The organism is Sphingobacterium sp. UBA2480, from assembly GCF_002341965.1.
Lineage (GTDB): Bacteria > Bacteroidota > Bacteroidia > Sphingobacteriales > Sphingobacteriaceae > Sphingobacterium > Sphingobacterium multivorum.
Genome location: NZ_DDPA01000008.1, coordinates 266485 through 282549, shown reverse-complemented (window position 1 = coordinate 282549; position 16065 = coordinate 266485). Strand labels below are relative to the sequence as shown.

The following is a 16065-nucleotide window of genomic DNA, read 5'->3' as shown; positions in this document are numbered from 1 at the left end:
AAGAAAATTGGGCTAGATAATGAATTTAAATTTTGCAGACGATTTGCTTATACGGTTTTTACAAATTTCTCGTCGTAATTTTCAATATCGATGATATAGCCGTTTTTAATTAAGAATTCAAACAAAGGTTTGGCTTCTTCAGAAACGGGCATATTGTGCGTCGTAATAATCTTATTTTCTTTTTTCAAGAGATAAGGATATGCATAGAGTTTCACATTTTTGTTGAACATTCCAGAGATATAGGAAAGGAGTTCATTTGTGTATAGCTCTTTATTATAATTATCTGAATTGAAAATGTTCTTTAAATTGTAAACGTTGGTTGCAATTCCAATGTTTTTGGGCTTAAAGTTGCTTATAAACTCTGCTAAATGATTATTTCTTCTAAAGTTGCTAACGATAATATTATTGCCTGTTGCACATAATTCGTCAGCTCTAGAAGCAAATTCCTGAAGGTCCTCACCTGTAATTTCATGCGTGTCTTCCAGGACATTTCCCATCAGCACCTCAATTAATACAATGGTGTCTGCGTCAGTTGCACCCGTATTTTTTTTGAACTGTTCAACGGCAAGATTGAAGAGATCAAAGTTTGGAAGGGATTTCTGACGGTATTTGGTACGAAGTAAAATAATGTTCTTTTTGTACAGATAATCTTTGATTTGTACTGCTTTGCCATCAGGCTGGAATATTGCGGCTTTAGCAAATCCCTTTGCGATCAGGTATAAGTTGATGAGACGTTGGTTGACGTTTTCAAACAGCGGTCCGTTTAATTTAACTAGGTCAATCTCAACGGAACCAACAGAAAGGTTATCGACCAATGATTCGATCATGGTCTGCACATTGTCTGTATAATAATAAGCTGCAAATAACAGGTTAACACCAATGATACCTAAAACTTTTTGTTGTAATTGGTTGTCGCTGTCTAGCAGTCTTACATGGACAATAATATCATTTGTAGGGCCTCCCACTTCATGCTGGAAGCGAAGTCCGATCCAGCCATGAGGTTCATTTGTCTTCGTGAAATTGAGCGTTGTTACGGTATCTGCAAAGGCAAAGAATTTTTTGTTGCAGTATTTATCGCCATGAAGCCGTTGGGTAAGAAGATCGAATTCATGGGAGAGCATTTTCTTTAAACGTGTTCTGCTGACGTAACGACCATCAGCCTCTTCACCATAAATCGCATCACTGAAAGCCATGTCGTAAGCCGACATTGTTTTAGCAATTGTGCCTGATGCTGCTCCTGCGTTGAAAAAGTTACGTGCGACTTCCTGTCCAGCACCGATTTCTGCAAAGGTTCCATAAATCTCTGGGTTTAGATTTATTTTCAGGGCCTTTCGTTTGGTTTCAAAAATTTCTCTTGCCATGACGCAAAGGTACAAAAATCAGCCTGCTAGTGAAAATTAAAAGTATGAGTGAAAAAAACAGAATAAAATTAGGCTTGTTTTATAACAAGCCTAATTTATTAAAAGCATAAAATAGCGCACTCGCATGGAGTGCCTGGTTGAATTTGTTGTCCAGTAGCATCCTTTTCGCTTCTTCAAGCGGTATACGATAGACATCGATTTCCTCATGTTCATCCAATGCCTGTTCCTGAACTTTTTTGCCGCCTGTCATCAGATAAGTATAAGTGATATTGCCACTTGTCGCCGGATTGGCATAAAGTGCGGCGATCTCTTCAATCTGATCAAATTGATAGCCTGTTTCTTCAAGCATTTCACGCACAGCGGCATTTTTAGGATCTTCTCCCGCTTCTGTTGTCCCTGCGGGAATCTCCAATGCAATAATGCCGGCTCCATGGCGGTATTGCTTAATGACCAAAAGCTCGTTCTGCTCAGTGATTCCGATCATATTGACCCAATCTGGATACTCCAGTACGTAATAATGATCATTGATCCGTCCATCCGGAAGCTCACAAGTATCTCTGCGCAGCGTGGCCCAAGGCTCTTTACAGATATATGCAGAGGATAATAGTTTCCACTTTTCCATTAGCCTACAATATCTTTCATCATACGGTCAACCTTCTCTTCCAAAACAGTTTGCACATCGACATAATCTGCCGTATCCGTTAAGTTTTCTTTTACAGAACAGTAAAATTTAATCTTGGGTTCTGTTCCTGAGGGTCTGGCAGAGATCACATCGCCATCTACTGTAATAAATTGCAACACATCAGACTTTGGTAACGAGATTGCTCTTCGCTCCCCTGTACTCATATCTGTGGTTTGGGAAAGTTGGTAGTCCCTGATTTCTTTGACTTTTATTCCTCCCAGTATCGTTGGTAGATTGTGACGTAGGCCATTCATCATGGCTTGAATTTCTTCGGCACCAGCTTTTCCTTTTTTTGTAAGAGAAATGAGCTTTTCTTGATAACAGCCAAATTCTTTGTAGATATCTAACAGGACTTCGTAAACTGTTTTTCCTTTTGTTTTGAAATAGGCGGTCATTTCGGCTAGGAAAGCACAAGAGTTTGGAGCGTCCTTGTCACGCACTAAATCGCCTACTAAGAAACCATAACTTTCTTCTCCGCCCACCAGATATTGTGCTGAATCACCTAAATTGGTAATCAATTCACCGATATATTTGAAGCCAGTAAGGGTTTCATAGTGTTTTACACCATAATGATCTGCGATATCGGCTTGTAAGTTGCTGGTGACGATGGTTTTTACAATATATGGATTCGATCCGAGTTGTTTTAGTTCACTTTTTGCACTGAGGACGTAGTATACCAATAAACTGCCGATCTGATTACCATTGAGCAGTTGGAACTCGCCCTTATTATTTTTTACGGCAATACCTACACGATCGGCATCAGGGTCTGTTGCTAATACAAGATCTGCATCAATTTCTTCTCCTTTTTTCTTTGCTAAGGCCATCGCATCTTCCTCTTCGGGGTTTGGATAGATTACCGTTGGAAAGTTGCCATCAGGTGTGGCTTGTTCAGCAACGACTGAAACATGTTCAAATCCCCAGGCCTCCAGCATTTTAGGGACAATGGTAATTCCAGTTCCATGTATCGGCGAAAAAACAATTTTCAAGTTTTTTTGAGCGAGTACCGCTTCAGGATGAATACTTAATTTTTTATTGGCATCGATATAGAGCTGATCAATTTCATCGCCGACGGGAATGATATTGTGTGTGTTCCCTTCAAATTTAATGTCGTTCACAGCATTGATTGCGTTTACTTCATCGATTACATTGTTATCATGTGGGGCTGTCAGCTGGCATCCATCATTCCAATAAGCCTTATAACCATTGTATTCCTTTGGGTTGTGCGAAGCCGTTAGCATAACACCACTTTGACAGCCGAAATGGCGGATGGCGAACGACAGCATTGGGGTCGGGCGCAATGCCGTGAACAGATGTACCTTGATGCCGTTGGCTGCAAACACGTTGGCAACCAGCTGGCCAAAAGCCTGCGAATTGTTACGGCTGTCATAAGATACCGCTACTTTAATCTCCTGATCTGGGAACTGTTTCTTTAGATAGTTGGCTAATCCTTGAGTTGCTTTGCCGATCGTATACTTATTCATACGATTAGAGCCAACGCCCATAATGCCTCTTAAACCTCCGGTTCCAAATTCAAGATCCTTGTAAAAAGAATCCGTAAGTTCCGTCTCCTCATTATTGTCGATTAAATCCTGAACTGCTTTTCGAGTTCCTTCATCATAACTTGGGGTTAACCAATCTTCGATTTTCTTTTGTATGTCCTTATCTAAATTTTTCATTATCGTTAAGTTTGGTTAAAATTTACAAAATACTATGCGTCACATCCGGCATAAGCGCGGTCTATGACTGTAATATACCATTTTTCTCCCTCTTTTGTCACATGAAAAACAAAGGGTTCCTCATGCTCATTGGAGGTCATAATGGCTCTATAACTTCTGGATTCTATATTTCTTAGTCGCTGTAATTCAGTATTACTAATTTTGGCATCAAGAATTTCATTCATGAACTTTGCCGTCTGAGATAGTTCATTCGGGCGGGATTTTTTATCATAATAGAATCCGGATTTATCCCACTTCATCGTACCACAATCAAAAATAGGTAGTTTTCCGGACTTCAAAGGGCCCTTGTACGTTAACTTTTCATAAGAATGATATTCTGGCACAGGTTTAGAAAAATTAAAACTGTTTTGGTGTACATAAGAGTCAAGTGCGCCGGGACGGTAGATCATATAAATTCCCAATTTGGGATGTATGTAGGTATTTATTGTTTTACTGTCCTGTTCCGAATAGGCCTTGGCAAGTTTCTCCAGTACTTCCTCCAGTGTTTCGGAGCTCTCTTTCTTTACGTCCTTTTCAGTCGTGTCACGTTTTTGTATGGTATCTACAGGAATTGAATCCTGCACGATTTTTACAGCCTTATCTTCTTTTTTACTATTTCTGCAGGAGATCGTGCTTGCAGTGAGACAAATAAGAATAAAGAAAAAGAGATTTCTCATGATGATTTTGTTTAGTATTACTTCTTAGAAGTCAAGTTTTCAATGATTGACTTTAAAATAGAGCGCGTTGACGGAAGCCACCATTGTTCGAGGATGTGCTGGATTGTCTCTTCTCTATTCTCGCGCAATTTAAGGATTATTTCCTTTCGGAAGTTCAATTTGGATGTCTGCCATGTCTTTTGGTTGAACTGCGTGATCTGTTTTAATTTTTTTGCTGCGGTATTGAAGAGTATATTAGCGGGAACAATGTCATCAATAAGACCCTGTGTTTTTGCTTCTACAGGAGAAAGCAATTTACCTTCGAGCAAATTCTGATACGCATTCCGTTTTCCGATCCAAAACGCATAAAGCTGAAATATACTTTCAGGGACGATTAGTCCGACAGGAATCTCGTTAAGACCAATCACAAAATTCCCTTCGGCCATAATCCGATAATCGCAGCAGAGCGCCAGTACGCAGCCCCCAGCGGGGCTATGACCAGATATTGCCGCAACTATTGGTTTTGGAAAAGCGGCGAGTAGCGATGTCGCTTCCAGAAATAAATTCCAGAATTCCCGAATTTGTTCTTCATCATATTGGAATAGGGTAATTAGATCAAGTCCTGCGCTAAAGAAGTTTTCCTTGCCAATCAATATTGCACCATAAATAGCTTCATTTTGCTGGGAAGATTCCAAGGTATCTATCAGTTCCTTCAATAGCTGTGTGTCTATGGCGTTTGATTTTCCCCTGTCGAGGAAAATGCTTAAAATATGATCTTCTATTTTGGTTTTAATATGTTCCATAACCTTGTTTCTAAATTTAACGATTTGTTTGCTCTGCTATTGTGGTTTTACGGCTATTAAATATTCGAGATGAGCAATTTTGCCATCCATACTTATTCCCTCAACGGTTAGTTTGTAGGTTCCGGGTTCGTCAGAAGTGAAGAATTCGAAATGTGTTTTCCCATCTTTTGGCGTGATCAGATTCGGTTCCCAGGCGATTGTTGTCCTTAGGTCGCGTGTAAGCTTATTTTGGATTGTTGCATCGTATTGAGGTTTGAAAAAGGTTCGGGGGACATATAGCCCTTTTGGCGTGATCGTTAGAATTCCTGTAGGGGTATACGATGAGGAGATGGCATCTCCCGATTTACTGGTAATCACGATAACACCGTTGCCCCCATACATGCCATAAATTGCCGTGTTTCCAATACTACGCAAGACTTCAACACTCGCAATGTCGGCCGTGTTGATCATATCTATTTGTTCGGGTTCAATATACATTCCATCGAGAACAACTTGCATCGGACTATTCATCGATCTTGTGCTATAAGGGATACCATTTCGAAAAATAACACCATTTAGCCGTCCATTGAGGCATTGAGCAAATGTAGCACAGCCGGATAATTCGTCTGCAGAGATGACTTGATCGGCGTTTCCTGGCCCATTGAGGTTTCTGGAGTTTTTGTCGGCTTTAGTTGTTCTTACCCTGTTGACCTGTACCTCTTCCAATCGGATACTTTTTTCTATAATACCAGCCGCTTCCAATTCGCCAAGAAACTGTTGACTATTTTTCAGTTGTGTAAGCAAGGTGGTATTGATGTCGTTAAGCAACAAGGGTTGATCTTTACTTGCATTAGGTGGTGGGGTGAGCGGGTTGTCGATAACAATATCAACTCTTTTTTTCTCTTTAGGGCCATCACCTGTCACAATAAACTTGACACTGTCTGCAAATAAAAGTTCGTCAAATGAAAATCGGCCATTATTATCGGTCAGTGTATCTATACTCAGCAACATGTTGCTCGTCGGTATAATTGTTACTTTGGCATTTGGAACGACAGCCTTGCGGGCCGTTTTCTTGATGGTCCCAGCTATGGTAAGTCCTTTTTCAGGAGGGAACCCAGGGGTTGCTGTACTTGTATAATTCTTCCAGTCCAACTTGCGCCAACCTTGAATCAGCATGAGATTGTCCAGTTCTGTCAGTCTGATGTTTGTTAAATCCGCAAAGTAATAATTGGGACGTTCAATAAAGCCGCGAAGATCAGATTTCAATAGAAGCTCCGAGACAATAGATGAATAATAGCGGTCTGTCGTAGAATCAACCTTACTGAGGTTTACCACTGATGCAGAGAGCGCAGCAAACCTCGTGGTGTCACTATCTTCATAGTTAACGGAAAGATTTGCGATCACTTTATCGCGTGTTGTGAAGCTGGGTTTGTTGAGTTCTACGGAGACAGGAAGTAAAGTCGATGTCGTATTGTAGTTAAACACGAGTCTTTCCACAATAGGAATCATTTGGTCTGTTAAGATGGACAACTGTAAAACTCCGGATGGCAGGTTTTTTTTGGGAATATTGAATAGGATCTCCGCTCCGTTTAGTTTCTGCTTGGCGGCATGAAGTACAAGGCCATTGTATTGGGCTATTAGATAAATATCTTTGCCATTGACCAAGTCTGCAGTAGCGGAAAGTTGCGCTGCAATCTTATCCTTTAGTACCGAATTTACGGTTAGAACATATCCGGAATTCTGTACAGGCGGTAATGACGCACTTGTTGACGATCCATCTTCGAAGAGGGCTGTAGCGACGTATTTTTTTCCTGTCTGTAAGACGAGCGGGATACTTCCCATTCCCAGTGAATTTGTTTCAAAATCGGCAACTGTTGTTTGATTTTCCTCCACAACTTTTATTTTTGCTTTTTTTCCTAAACCATTAGGGCTAAGGATTTTGAACCCAGTTTTGGATAATATGTTGTTGACTAGTTCGCCACTTTCGGGGAAAATTTGGATGCTATTTTGGTTGTTTGGATCCGGGATGACAAAACTTTTTAGAATACGTCTTTTATCCAGCGAAAGAAATTGTAAAGACAGTGTCCCGCCTTTAAAATCATCTTTCAATTCCAGCGCTATTGTTCCATTATCGTTTGATTTCAGTCGGCCGGATTTCTCTTTATTGTTGTTCGGTTGTAGGGTATAACTGATGTTGTTATTAATCAGCGGGGCTCCCTGAATGGTTTTCAGATTAATCTGGAACATGTTTTCTGTTCCGTTTTTGACCAGTTCACTTTTCGTTATGATATGATCAGATCGACCATTTGTAATGGGGACGACGCGTTCATAGAAATTGGCTACAGAGTCATTTTGCATCCATCGGGTAAATGATCTAACGCGGTAGGAGCCTTCTTCCAAAGTGTCCGGCAGATTGAAGTCGCCTATACTTAGACCGAGTGTAATAGGAATTTTGATACTCTTAATGATCTTATTGGTGGGAGAAATCAATTCTACATTAGCAATTTTACTGATGTTGCTCAAATAATTAAAAGGGGCGGTGGTACAGTAAAGTTTAAACCACATGGTTTCGCCAGCCGAATAATCATTTTTGTCCAAATGGAGATAAATCTTTTCCTTGATGTGCCGTTCATGGTAAGTATCCAGTTTCTGCAAGGTCTGATCGATCTGGGCCGACGCCAGCAAAGCGAATAACAGGCAGTTTACTAACAGCAGTAATTTAGCGTACATATGACTAATGTTTTATGAAAATTAGAAAATATTTTTCCTTTAATCAATTTATAAATCAAAATATTAGTCTCATTTTAAACGATCTGATACCTTAAAATTAGCATAAAAAAAATATCTTTGTGTTATGAATATCCTAATAATCGGTTCAGGAGGTCGTGAATCTGCCTTCGCCTATAAGTTGTCGAAAAGTCCACGTTTAGATCAATTGTTTATTGCTCCAGGAAATGCTGGAACAGGTGCGTATGGTCAGAATGTAAATATTAAAGTTACCGACTTTGCTGCTATTGCTTCCTTTGTTTTGGAGAATAATGTGCAAATGGTGCTCGTCGGTCCCGAAGAGCCTTTGGTAAAAGGTATTCATGATTATTTTTTAAATCGGGAAGATTTAAAAAATATCCCGGTAATAGGGCCGCAGCAAGAGGGCGCTCAATTGGAGGGCTCAAAAGATTTTTCAAAGCAGTTTATGGATCGCCATGGGGTACCTACTGCCGCTTCAAGATCGTTTGATGCAACATCATTGGAAGATGGATTGACTTACCTTGAAACGCAAAAATTGCCGATTGTGCTTAAGGCTGATGGTTTAGCAGCAGGCAAAGGAGTATTGATCTGTGAGACGCTGGAAGATGCCAAAGCGGAGCTAAAAGCGATGATCGCAGACTCAAAATTCGGAGAAGCTAGCCGGGTTGTGGTTGTTGAAGAATTTTTAAAAGGAATTGAATTGTCTGTTTTTGTTTTGACAGATGGTAATTCATATAAAGTACTTCCTTCTGCAAAAGATTATAAACGTATTGGAGAAGGCGATACAGGCCTAAATACGGGGGGCATGGGATCGATATCTCCGGTTCCTTTTGCAGATGAGACATTTTTGAATAAAGTAGAAGAGCGTATTATCCGGCCGACAGTTGAAGGACTTAAAAAAGATGGCATTCCATATAAAGGATTTATTTTCATTGGTTTGATGAATGTGGAAGGAGAGCCTTATGTCATCGAGTATAATGTTCGTATGGGAGATCCAGAGACTGAATCTGTATTGCCGCGTATTGAATCGGATCTGTTAGATTTGCTGGAAGGTGTTGCACAGGGTAATCTGGAGCAACGTTCCTATACGGTATCTCCTAAAACTGCCGTAACTGTCATGTTGGTTGCGGGAGGTTATCCTGGAGATTATGAGTCGGGAAAAGAGATCGCCAATATTGAAAATGTCAAAGAATCCATCGTATTTCAAGCAGGTACGAAAGAAGTAGATGGTAAGATTGTTACTGCAGGTGGACGTGTAATTGCTGTTACCACATTGCAAGATTCGCTGTTCGAAGCCCTTCAGCAGGCAACTGCAGATGCCGGAAGGATATATTTTGAAGGTAAATACTTCAGAAGAGATATCGGTTTCGACCTTATTTAAAAAATATTTAAAATTATTTTTGGAATACTGATTTTAAGGTCTATATTTGCAACTCCAAAAACAACAATGTTATTGGAGTTGCATAAAAAGGCCCGTTCGTCTAGGGGTTAGGACGCAAGATTTTCATTCTTGAAACAGGGGTTCGATTCCCCTACGGGCTACACATCTAAAAGTCAAAACATACAAAAACCTACAAATTAAACATTTGTAGGTTTTTTTGTTTTTCAGTATCTACAAAACTTTCACGAATTCCCAAGAGAAAAGTGAGTCATTTTCTAGAGTTTACTTACTCACTGAAATAGATTTAACATCTTGATCTGTTTTAGTTGCAAGGCTACATTTGTTTCACTTAAATGATGTTGTCATGAGTACGAATTATTCCTTGCTCTTCTACTTGAGGAAACCAAAAAATTATGTTAGTGGCCCCAAGCCAATCTACATGCGGATTACCGTCGAAGATATCCCAAAAGAAGTGTCCACAGGACGAGAATGCGATGCTGCTAAATGGAATTCTAAAGCCAACCGTGTAAAAGGCACAACAGAAGCAGTCAAGACCCTCAACAGTTATCTTGATACGCTCGTCAGTAAAATAAGTACGCTCCATACGACTATGATAGCTGCATGAGAAGAAATTACCGCAGAGGCCCTTAAACTTAGATTTCAGGGAAAGGGTATCAAACGCAAAAATTTCTTGGATGTGTTCAAGGCGCACAACGAGCAGATGGAATCCCTTCTAGGCAATGGATTTAAATCCAATACACTTAAAGGGTATAAGACCTCTTTTTCATATGTTGGCGTATATCTAGAAAAAGAATTTAGACTGCCAGATATTGATACGAGAAAGATTGATCATGGTTTTGTAGCAGGATACGAATTCTTTCTGCGAGCCAAAATGGGTTGTTCAGCTGTATCGGCAGAAAAGTACATGAAACATCTTCGCAAGATTATCAAGATCTGTATTGCGCATCGTTGGATCACCGATGATCCGTTTGCCTTCTACAAGGTCAAGGCAAAGGCCAAAGAAAAGGAGTTTTTAACAGATGCAGAACTTCGTAGGATAGAAGAAAAGCTGTTCAAGATACCACGGCTGGCGCATGTCCGAGATATCTTTGTCTTCTGTTGTTATACTGATCTGTCGTATGCGGATGTAAAGAAACTAAAATGGACTGATATCGCCGAGGGTGTGGACAGAAAGCTCTGGGGCTTCACCTGCAGGGAGAAGACTGAAACATCATCAAATATTCCGATATTACCCAAGGCACTTGAAATTATTGAACGTTATCGTGACTATCCACCGTGTGTGTCAAAGGATATGGTACTTCCTGTGCTGAGTAACCAGAAAATGAATAGTTATCTCATGGAAATCGATGATCTGTGCGAGATCACCAAAGAACTGACCTCCCACAAATCACGCCATACCTTCGCGACTTCCGTCACGCTTGCCAATAGTGTACCTATTGAAACAGCCTCTAAGATGCTTGGACATACGGATATTAAGACCACACAGCATTATGCGAAGCTATTGGACAATAGGGTTGCCGTGGATATGGACGGATTGGAAGGAAAGATTAATACTCAGCCAGCCCCATTGAAGCAAACTGTTGTGAGGACATTATGTACTCCGCAAACTTTTACTTTCATAAGTACAAAATAATAATACAAGGTATGTCATAAGATTTTGGGGAAGTGCTGAACGGAGCAGTGCTTCCCATTTTAAAAAATAGACTTCCAAAAAAAAGGAGAAACTTTGAATTTCTCCATTACCCCGCCATTTCACAGGTATTATGTTGTGTGGAAATTTAATAATCTATATATCTATGTGCAAAATTCCATTCGTCATCATTTGGTTAGATGAAAAACCTGACGCTTCCCAATGGGAGAAAGTTATTCGTTAGAAAGATTGAGATCATAATAATTAAGTCAAAACAATATTCTCTTCAAAGAATAATTGCTAATCAAGATAAAAATCAGATTGAAGAAATTTAGATGAGTTCAGAAGAATATCCAAAATGCCAATATTAGTCAAAAGGATTTTGAAATGCTTTTTCAGTATTGTTTGCATCAACTTAAAAATCTTGCTGTACTAGTGCTAAAAAAAACAGTTAAGTGTACTACGGATCGGAAGCTTACTCACGCAATTCCTATTTTTTAAAATTTAAAATTAAAAAATGATGTCACCAACTTATTAAAAAATTAAATATTCAGCATAAATTAACGATATATTTTTTCCAAATAATTGTTATTAATAAAATCTTAGATAGGATTGAAAAATATTTTATACAAAAAGAAAGTAAGCACCACGAATATAGACGTCATTGGATATATTCGCAGTGCTTATGTTCTTTTGATATATTCGATATAATTTTTTTTAAACCAAAATTATTTACTTTCATATCTTTGGCCAACAGTAAATTATCGCCTCTCAGATTATTATATTTTTTTATATTTTAATTTATTTTTACAACATTTATTTCTATATTGATATGACAATTATAAAAATTTAATTACAATGGAAAAGAAAAAGTTAAAACTGAATGAGAAAGTAATCTCAAAATTGAATTCTGAGTTGACTTCAGAGGAATTAAAAATGATCAATGGTGGTAATGCCGGTTCATTTATCTGTGTTACTAATCAAACTCCTGCGCCAACACCAACGCCAACACCGACACCAAAACCGACAACACCAACACCAACACCAACGCCTGCTGCTGCATTAGCTTCAGCTGAAGACCCAGGTTTATCAATTATTTGCTGTAGCTAGTTAATTCTTTTAGCAATTTAATGTGTAGGCGACAGGAATTCCATTGCAACCCTGTTGCCTATTTTATTTTTTTCAGTTATTTAGTAGACATGAAAAGGAATTAGTCTTATTCGCCCGCTGATAATAACATAATAATTATTAACGAAAAAGTGGATATAAGTTGCAGTAGCCTTCTCATTTTTATCTTTGATTAGCTTTTATTATGGATTCGACTTCTTCTAGTTTACCTCTTAAGTAAGGTCTGTTTTTTGCGACGGCACAACATGAGGTTTAATTATGAAAATCAGGCTTTTTATTACAAATGCAACTATTTTTTTTAAATAAAACTTATACTAGAATATAAATCTTAAGCAAATATCATTTTAATTTAAAAAACATTTAAGAATAAAAAAAATCCTAAAATGCGCTGATCTCTATTTAAAGTAACAATAAATCGAACTATTTTGTTATTTTAAAGTTCTTAAAATTTTATTTAATTTTTAAATGTTAAAACGCTTCCCACATTATAAACAAATAAATCAGATGGACTGTGGCGCCACCTGTCTTCGTATTATATTCAAATATTTTGGCAAGCAATTATCAATTAATAAAATACGAAAACTGAGCCAAACTACAAAAAATGGTGTAAATCTCTTAGGTATTTCTGAGGCGGCTGAGAAATTAGGTTTTCGAACCTATGGTGTTCGTTTGTCCTTAGAACAGCTCCAAGAGATTGAACTTCCCTGTATTTTACATTGGAATCAAAATCACTTTGTTGTTCTTTATAAGATAATTGACAAGAAATACTATATATCCGACCCTGCATTTGGATTAGTTACTTATGACGAAAAAGAATTTGCAAAGAATTGGTTTTCAACCAAGGAGCTACATGCTGGATTATCATTAATACTCAGCCCTGGACCGGATTTTTATCAAATAGATGAAGAAGATCCCAATTTGTCAATAGGTTGGAATAAAATTTTCACCTATTTCTATAAATACAAAAAACTATTTATCCAGTTGGTATTGGGAATGGTTTTAGGTACAGTCCTTTCCTTGATAACGCCATTTCTTACTCAATCCGTTGTTGATATTGGAATCAATACCAAAAATATAAGTTTTATTAACCTAATTCTGATTGCACAGCTAATGCTTTTTATAGGTAGCATATCTGTATCTTTTATTCGATCATGGATCATGCTTCATATCAGCACTCGAGTTAATATTTCGATTTTAACGGATTTATTGATTAAGCTTATGAAGCTCCCTATGAGTTTTTTCGACCTGAAAACGCATGGGGATATTATACAACGCATGTCTGATCAACAGCGAATTGAAAGTTTTTTAACAGGAAGTACCCTCAATACTTTGTTCTCATTAATCAATATGTTGATTTTTGGAACCTTATTGCTTATTTACAATAAAAGCATATTCTTAGTTTTTTTAGTAGCAACGATCTTGTATACTCTTTGGATATTTGCATTTATGAAATATCGACGTGAGCTGGATCATAAACGCTTTAAAATTTCTTCTGATAATCAAACCTATATGGTTGAAATGATTCAGAGTATACACGATATCAAATTAAACAATGCTCAAAAGCAAAAGCGATGGGGTTGGGAAGCTTTACAAGCTAAGCTCTTTAATTTTAGAGTAGAAAGTTTAGCCTTATCTCAGTATCAATCCATTGGCTCGATGGCGATCAATCAAGCCAAAAGTATTTTAATCACTTATATTTCTGCCAAATCAGTCATAGATGGAGAAGTTACTTTAGGAGGTATGATGGCTATTCAATATATTGTAGGCATGGTCAGCAATCCTGTCGAGCTACTACTTGAATTTATGCAGTCTTACCAAGATGCCAAAATAAGTTTGGAAAGACTAAATGAGATATACGAAACTGAAGAGGAGGAGGATATTAAAAAAGACTATTTTACAGAATTACCAAAGGATAAAACCATTGAAATACGCAATCTTACTTTTCGTTATTACGGTGCAGGCAACGATCCGATTTTTACTAAACTGAATTTAACATTTCCCGAAGGCAAAACTACCGCTATTGTAGGAGCCAGTGGAAGTGGTAAAACAACAATTCTTAAACTGCTTCTTAGGTATTATCTACCTGAAGAAGGCGATATATTAGTTGGGGATAAAAAACTAGATCAAATTAACTTTAATGTATGGAGAGATAGCTGTGGATCAGTTCTACAGGAAAATTATGTTTTTGCTGATACCATTGAAAATAACATTGCTGTAAATGAAGAATACCCTGATGCAGAAAAAATACAAAAAGCAATCAATATTGCAAACATGGGAGAATTTATTGCAGATGAACCTTTCGGGCTTGCCACTAAAATTGGAACTGCTGGGAAAGGAATTAGTCAAGGACAAAAACAACGTCTGATGATAGCACGCGCTATTTACAAAGAGCCTGAATATATTTTTTTAGACGAAGCGACCAATTCATTAGATGCAAACAATGAAAAGGTGATTGTGGAAAAACTAAATCAATTTTTTGAAGATCGAACGGTTGTTGTCGTCGCTCATCGTTTAAGCACAGTAAAAAATGCGGATAATATTGTCGTCCTTGAAAAAGGTAAAATTGTTGAACAAGGTACACACAAAGAACTAACAGCTTTAAAAGGAACATATTTTGAATTAGTCAAAAATCAATTAGAAATGGGAAATTAATGATGTCCAAGTATACGTTTCAAGAACAAGAATTACACTCAGAAGATTTACAAGAGATTATCGCGAAACCGCCATCATGGTTATTAAAAAGGGGGATATCTTTTATACTGATAACTATCCTTATGATTATCGGGATTTCATTTTTCATAAAATATCCTGAAATAGTAAATACAACCCTAAAAATCAATACGAGTAATGCACCAAAGGTTATGATGAGCCGGATAAATGGAAATTTAATCAAAATACTAGAAAAAGAAGGCGCCTGGGTACATAAAAATGAAGAAATAGCTTATATGGAAAGTATTGCAGATCATAAGCAGGTCACCATTATTCTTGATTATCTAAAAGATCTACGCAATAATAATATTGTTGAATTAGATTTGGATAAAATATTACCTCCAAATGAAGTGGAATTGGGCGAGCTACAAAATAGTTATCAAAATTTATACTTGGCTTATATCAATTACAAAGCGGTCAACAGCGGAGGTATTTATGAAAAGAGAAAAAATCTAATCAATAGTGAGTTATCCAACTTCAATCAGCAAAATCAACAAATAAAAAAGACCTACGATTTACAAAAAAGAGAATTAGAGTTAGCTGAAAATGAATTTAATAAATATAAAGTGCTAGCGGAAAAAAGAGTCATAAGCCCAATGGAGCTTCAACAAAAAGAAGCAGCTCTTTTATTGAAAAAACAATCTTTGCCCCAAATAGAAAACTATATTATATCAAATATAGGAAGCCAATTGGCCAAAGGAAAAGAACTATTTGAGATCAATAACGAGATAGCTGAAGAACAAAAAAAATTCACACAAGCACTCAATAGTTTCATTAGCGAGGGTGAGAATTGGAAAAAGCAATACATTGTGTCCTCTCCGGCAGAAGGTTACTTAATTTATGGCAATTTTTTACAAGAGAACCAATTTATTAAATCAGGGGATCCTTTATTTTACGTAAATGCGGCTAAAGATGATTACTACGGAGAAATGCTAATCCCACAAAGTTCTTCAGCTAGGGTTAGAGTAAAGCAGGATGTATATATAAAAGTTAGAAGTTTTCCCTATCAAGAATATGGCTATTTAAAAGGTAAAGTAGATTACATATCCGATATCCCCCTTCGAGATAGTGTATTCTTAACAAAAGTTTCTCTAATCAGATCCGATCAAGATTCACTAATCAAATTGAAACCAGGAATGATGGCGGATGCAGAGGTCGTTACAGAAGACCGATCTATTTTTTATCGAATATGGTTGAATGTTACCAAATCAGTTACTTTAAAATAAATGGACAAGTTTAGAAAGATAATACT

The 16065-nt window shown here is 37.5% G+C and carries 12 protein-coding genes and 1 tRNA gene; 7 read left to right on the top strand and 6 right to left on the bottom strand.

The window, feature by feature from the left end:
- Window positions 1–47 precede the first annotated feature (47 nt).
- The 6 genes from B3600_RS19950 to B3600_RS19925 all read right to left on the bottom strand — a co-directional run bounded on the left by B3600_RS19950 (window position 48) and on the right by B3600_RS19925 (window position 7926).
- Entirely contained in the window at window positions 48–1361 is a 1314-nt protein-coding gene (locus B3600_RS19950; protein ID WP_201639933.1) for a nicotinamide mononucleotide adenylyltransferase, read from the bottom strand.
- Between the two features lie 79 nt (window positions 1362–1440).
- Window positions 1441–1983 (bottom strand): NUDIX hydrolase, encoded by a 543-nt coding sequence (locus B3600_RS19945; RefSeq protein WP_286754189.1) that lies wholly within the window; start codon window positions 1981–1983, stop codon window positions 1441–1443.
- The gene (locus B3600_RS19940) at window positions 1983–3719 is read right to left on the bottom strand and encodes a phospho-sugar mutase (protein WP_286754188.1); all 1737 of its coding nucleotides are present in this window, start codon (window positions 3717–3719) and stop codon (window positions 1983–1985) included. The genes B3600_RS19945 and B3600_RS19940 overlap by 1 nt, the downstream gene beginning before the upstream one ends.
- Window positions 3720–3751: 32 nt before the next feature.
- A complete protein-coding gene (locus B3600_RS19935; RefSeq protein ID WP_286754187.1) occupies window positions 3752–4435 on the bottom strand; it encodes a hypothetical protein in 684 nt (227 codons plus the stop codon).
- 17 nt (window positions 4436–4452) lie between these two features.
- Window positions 4453–5217, bottom strand: coding sequence for an enoyl-CoA hydratase/isomerase family protein (locus tag B3600_RS19930; protein ID WP_070562530.1), 765 nt, complete (start codon window positions 5215–5217; stop codon window positions 4453–4455).
- A gap of 36 nt (window positions 5218–5253) precedes the next feature.
- Entirely contained in the window at window positions 5254–7926 is a 2673-nt protein-coding gene (locus tag B3600_RS19925) for a carboxypeptidase-like regulatory domain-containing protein (RefSeq protein ID WP_286754186.1), read from the bottom strand.
- A 124-nt stretch (window positions 7927–8050) separates the two neighbouring features.
- On the opposite strand from B3600_RS19925, the gene purD reads away from it, so the two are divergent.
- The 7 genes from purD to B3600_RS19890 all read left to right on the top strand — a co-directional run bounded on the left by purD (window position 8051) and on the right by B3600_RS19890 (window position 16039).
- The gene (purD, locus tag B3600_RS19920; protein WP_286754185.1) at window positions 8051–9325 is read left to right on the top strand and encodes a phosphoribosylamine--glycine ligase; all 1275 of its coding nucleotides are present in this window, start codon (window positions 8051–8053) and stop codon (window positions 9323–9325) included.
- An 89-nt stretch (window positions 9326–9414) separates the two neighbouring features.
- Window positions 9415–9486, top strand: a tRNA-Glu gene (locus tag B3600_RS19915).
- A gap of 203 nt (window positions 9487–9689) precedes the next feature.
- Window positions 9690–9950, top strand: a complete 261-nt coding sequence (locus tag B3600_RS19910; RefSeq protein WP_286754184.1) for an Arm DNA-binding domain-containing protein — start codon at window positions 9690–9692, stop codon at window positions 9948–9950.
- 72 nt (window positions 9951–10022) lie between these two features.
- Entirely contained in the window at window positions 10023–10979 is a 957-nt protein-coding gene (locus tag B3600_RS19905; RefSeq protein ID WP_286754183.1) for a site-specific integrase, read from the top strand.
- A gap of 855 nt (window positions 10980–11834) precedes the next feature.
- The gene (locus tag B3600_RS19900) at window positions 11835–12086 is read left to right on the top strand and encodes a hypothetical protein (RefSeq protein ID WP_286754182.1); all 252 of its coding nucleotides are present in this window, start codon (window positions 11835–11837) and stop codon (window positions 12084–12086) included.
- A 483-nt stretch (window positions 12087–12569) separates the two neighbouring features.
- Entirely contained in the window at window positions 12570–14756 is a 2187-nt protein-coding gene (locus tag B3600_RS19895; protein ID WP_286754181.1) for a peptidase domain-containing ABC transporter, read from the top strand.
- The gene (locus B3600_RS19890) at window positions 14756–16039 is read left to right on the top strand and encodes an HlyD family secretion protein (protein WP_286754180.1); all 1284 of its coding nucleotides are present in this window, start codon (window positions 14756–14758) and stop codon (window positions 16037–16039) included. Before B3600_RS19895 ends, B3600_RS19890 begins: the two co-directional genes overlap by 1 nt.
- The last annotated feature ends 26 nt before the right edge of the window (window positions 16040–16065 follow it).

What these genes read in the sequence shown, in the direction of transcription:
- purD (WP_286754185.1), top strand. Translation starts at nt 8,051, where the DNA reads ATGAATATCCTAATAATCGGTTCAGGAGGTCGTGAATCTGCCTTCGCC.
- B3600_RS19895 (WP_286754181.1), top strand. Translation starts at nt 12,570, where the DNA reads ATGTTAAAACGCTTCCCACATTATAAACAAATAAATCAGATGGACTGT.
- B3600_RS19940 (WP_286754188.1), bottom strand. Translation starts at nt 3,719, where the DNA reads ATGAAAAATTTAGATAAGGACATACAAAAGAAAATCGAAGATTGGTTA.
- B3600_RS19930 (WP_070562530.1), bottom strand. Translation starts at nt 5,217, where the DNA reads ATGGAACATATTAAAACCAAAATAGAAGATCATATTTTAAGCATTTTC.
- B3600_RS19900 (WP_286754182.1), top strand. Translation starts at nt 11,835, where the DNA reads ATGGAAAAGAAAAAGTTAAAACTGAATGAGAAAGTAATCTCAAAATTG.
- B3600_RS19890 (WP_286754180.1), top strand. Translation starts at nt 14,756, where the DNA reads ATGATGTCCAAGTATACGTTTCAAGAACAAGAATTACACTCAGAAGAT.
- B3600_RS19950 (WP_201639933.1), bottom strand. Translation starts at nt 1,361, where the DNA reads ATGGCAAGAGAAATTTTTGAAACCAAACGAAAGGCCCTGAAAATAAAT.
- B3600_RS19935 (WP_286754187.1), bottom strand. Translation starts at nt 4,435, where the DNA reads ATGAGAAATCTCTTTTTCTTTATTCTTATTTGTCTCACTGCAAGCACG.
- B3600_RS19945 (WP_286754189.1), bottom strand. Translation starts at nt 1,983, where the DNA reads ATGGAAAAGTGGAAACTATTATCCTCTGCATATATCTGTAAAGAGCCT.
- B3600_RS19910 (WP_286754184.1), top strand. Translation starts at nt 9,690, where the DNA reads ATGAGTACGAATTATTCCTTGCTCTTCTACTTGAGGAAACCAAAAAAT.
- B3600_RS19925 (WP_286754186.1), bottom strand. Translation starts at nt 7,926, where the DNA reads ATGTACGCTAAATTACTGCTGTTAGTAAACTGCCTGTTATTCGCTTTG.